Origin of the sequence: Microbacterium sp. C448 (genome assembly GCF_000582705.2) — a bacterium.
GTDB lineage: Bacteria > Actinomycetota > Actinomycetes > Actinomycetales > Microbacteriaceae > Microbacterium > Microbacterium lacus_A.
This window is the reverse complement of record NZ_HG779835.1, coordinates 1-3,020: the sequence shown is the minus strand read 5'-3', so window position 1 is coordinate 3,020 and position 3,020 is coordinate 1. Positions and strand designations below refer to the sequence as shown.

The window sequence follows — 3,020 nt, the reverse complement described above, 5'->3', positions numbered from 1 at the left end:
AGCACCCGCCCGTTGAGCGAGCGCAGCGAGACGAAACGTCAGCCCACCAATTCGACCGGCAACCAGGTCGAGGGTCAGGACGAGGCGACCAGCACGCGGCGCAGTTCGACGATCTCGTCATCCGCGAGCCCGTGCGCCTCGAGAAACCCGACCGGCGACCCGTACTGCTCACCCAACCGCTCGAGAAGTCGCTGCATGACCGGTGCCGGCGAACGCGTCGCGAGCTGCTCGATGTTGACGGCCTCGGGGTGCACGGCGCGGATCCGCTCGACGACCTCACGATTGCGCTTCTCCGGAAGCAACATCTCGGTTCGCGCGTAATCGGCGATGACGGCGTCGCGATCGACGCCCGCCGCGAGCAGGGTGAGCGCAACGGTCACGCCGGTCCGGTCCTTGCCGACGGTGCAGTGCACGAGCACGGGCTGATCCTCGACGATGGCGCGCACGACCTCGACGACCCGCGCGGCCGACGCATCGATCATCTGCCCGTACATGGCGTCGAGATCCATATCTTGCGCGAAGAACGAACCCACCGAACCGTGGAACAACGGCACCCGAACGGTCTGTGCGGACTCGGTCCCGAGACTCGGCGAGCGCTCGACCTCGTCGTCCGCACGGAGGTCGACGACACGCCTCAGCCCGAGGGTTCCGAGAGCCGCGCGGCCCGGATCGGCGACGGCGGCGAGGTTGCCGGATCGGAACAAGACGCCGTGTCGCGTAACTCCACCGTCGGCGGGCAGACCACCGGTGTCCCGAAAGTTCAGTACTCCGGGAACGAGGGACGCATCGCTCACGCCGTGCTCACGCCCGCAGAACCCTCGGCCGCATCCGTCTCGAGCGGCGGCACGGGATACCGGCCGGCGATGGCCACCCGGTTGAACGCGTTGATGGAAACACTCAACCAGCTGATGGCGGTGTACTCCTTCTCGGAGAGGATGCCACCGACGCGGTCGTAGACCTCGTCGGAGATGCCGCCCTCGTGGATGAACGTGAAAGCCTCCGCGAGTTCGAGAGCCGCTCGCTCCCGCTCCGAGAACACACCCGACTCTTCCCACGTCGGCAACTGCGCGACGAGGTCGGCCGTGCCACCGGCTTCGATCAGACGTGCCACGTGGATCCGCGCACAGTAGGCGCATCCGTTCAATTGCGAGATGTGCAGCAGCACGATCTCGCGCAGACGCTGGTCGATCCCGTTCTCACGGGCTATGGCGCCGACAGCCTTCGAGAACGCATCGAGTGCGCGGAAGGCGGTGGGCTCCGCGCGGGAGAGGTGCACCCGCGGCTGAGTCATGACCCCATTCTATCCGCGCACCGCCCCATGCGACCCGGTCCGAAATTCGCCGCGCCTCGCGAACGGCGGCAGAATGGGCACGACCGCGCTTCCGAGCCGTAGAGGACCCTCCCTGATGAGTGACACTTTCGACGAGTTCTCTTTCGTCGCCGAGCAGGCCGAGGCCGCAGGAATCGCGACACCGGAGACGGCGCACGAGCGCCTCACAATCCCGCTCGAGGATGGACGCAGCCTCAGTGCGCTGCGCTGGGGATCCGAGAGCCCGCGGGTGACGTTCTTGCACGGCGCCGGGCTCAATGCCCACACCTGGGATACCACGATCCTGGCCCTCGGCATCCCGGCGCTGGCGATCGACCTGCCCGGCCACGGCGATTCGTCGTGGCGTGACGACGCCGACTACCGGCCGCGGACGATCGCGCCCGACATCGCCGCCGCTCTGGATGCGTGGACGGATGCCCCTCAGGTGCTCGTCGGCCAGTCTCTCGGCGGTATCGTCGCGGCGGCGTGGACTGCGGCGCATCCGGAGTTCGTCGAATCGCTCGTCCTGGTCGACGTCACCCCCGGAATCGACCCCGGCGAGGGACCCGCGGTGCTTCGTGAGTTCTTCTCCGGGCCGACCGACTACGCAACCCGCGACGAGCTCGTCGACCGGGCCATGGCTTTCGGCCTCGGCGGCGACCGCCGTGCCACCGAGCGCGGCGTCTACCTGAACAGCCGCGTGCGCCCCGACGGCCGTGTCGAGTGGAAGCACCACATGGCCCGCCTGGCCGCGACGGCACTCGCGCCCACCTCCTCCGGGACCACCGAGCCTGACGCCGCCGCGCCCGCGCGCGAACCGGTGCTCGGCGGCCATGGCTGGGACGACCTCGCAGCCGCGCGCGTCCCGCTGATGCTCATCCGCGGGACGCAGGGGTACGTGTCCCCGGCGAACCTCGCGGAGTTCGAACAGCGCCTGCCCCACGCATCCGTCGTCAATGTGGAAGCCGGCCACAACGTCCAGGAGAACATCCCCGTGGAGCTGGCGAACCTCGTGCGCGATCGAATCGCCGACTGAGCCGATACCTCACGCCGGGAACGTATGAGGCGGTTGTGTCGTTATACAAAGCCGTCAGGTCAGAAGCATCCGGCTGAGCGCTCTAGGCTGGGTGATCGCAGCAATGACGCACTCTGAGATTTGACGCACCCTGAGAATTTTTCCAGCCGCGGCGCTCGCACAGCAATCCGACGCCGCGGTACCTGCGAAAGGACCTCCCCCATGTTCCGCCGTCCCGCACTGCTCGCCGCCGCAACGCTCGCGGCCGCAGCCCTCGTCCTGTCCGCCTGCTCCGGCGGCGCCGAACCCGACCCGTCGACGCCCGCTGCCGAGGCCGAGCCCAGCGCCACCGTCACGGTGCGCCTGGTGCTCGAGCCCAGCAACCTCAACATCCGCGAGACGTCGGGCGCTGCCCTCGACCAGGTGCTCGTCGACAACGTCTACCAGGGCCTGATCGCCCGCACCCCGGAACAAGAGATCGTCCCCTCGCTCGCCAGCGACTACACGGTGTCCGAAGACGGTTTGACCTACAGCTTCACGGTGCGCGAGGGCGTCACCTTCCACAACGGCGAGCCCCTCACGCCGCAGGATGTCGTCAGCTCGCTGACCACGGCACGCGACAACCCCGCATTCGTGGACTCGGGACGCCTGGCCGGCATCACGTCGATCACCGCCGACGGCCAGAACGTGGTCCTG

The 3,020-nt window shown here is 68.3% G+C and carries 4 protein-coding genes; 2 read left to right on the top strand and 2 right to left on the bottom strand.

What is annotated here, in order from left to right:
- Positions 1–74 precede the first annotated feature (74 nt).
- Together MIC448_RS16115 and MIC448_RS16110 are read right to left on the bottom strand one after the other, a co-directional pair.
- Entirely contained in the window at positions 75–794 is a 720-nt protein-coding gene (locus tag MIC448_RS16115; protein WP_036302041.1) for a tyrosine-protein phosphatase, read from the bottom strand.
- On the bottom strand, positions 791–1,291 hold the full coding sequence (locus MIC448_RS16110; protein ID WP_036302039.1) for a carboxymuconolactone decarboxylase family protein: 501 nt from the start codon (positions 1,289–1,291) through the stop codon (positions 791–793). The genes MIC448_RS16115 and MIC448_RS16110 overlap by 4 nt, the downstream gene beginning before the upstream one ends.
- A 115-nt stretch (positions 1,292–1,406) precedes the next feature.
- Here MIC448_RS16110 and MIC448_RS16105 point away from each other — a divergent pair, with 115 nt between their 5' ends.
- Both MIC448_RS16105 and MIC448_RS16100 read left to right on the top strand, forming a co-directional pair.
- Complete coding sequence (locus MIC448_RS16105; RefSeq protein WP_036302037.1) at positions 1,407–2,345, top strand: alpha/beta fold hydrolase; 939 nt, start codon at positions 1,407–1,409, stop codon at positions 2,343–2,345.
- A 201-nt stretch (positions 2,346–2,546) separates the two neighbouring features.
- Positions 2,547–3,020, top strand: a 474-nt coding sequence (locus MIC448_RS16100; RefSeq protein ID WP_036302035.1) for an ABC transporter substrate-binding protein, incomplete at its 3' end; no start/stop codon positions are given.

Bases quoted from the DNA above. Each gene is read 5' to 3' on its own strand.
- MIC448_RS16105 (WP_036302037.1), top strand. From the start codon at position 1,407: ATGAGTGACACTTTCGACGAGTTCTCTTTCGTCGCCGAGCAGGCCGAG.
- MIC448_RS16110 (WP_036302039.1), bottom strand. From the start codon at position 1,291: ATGACTCAGCCGCGGGTGCACCTCTCCCGCGCGGAGCCCACCGCCTTC.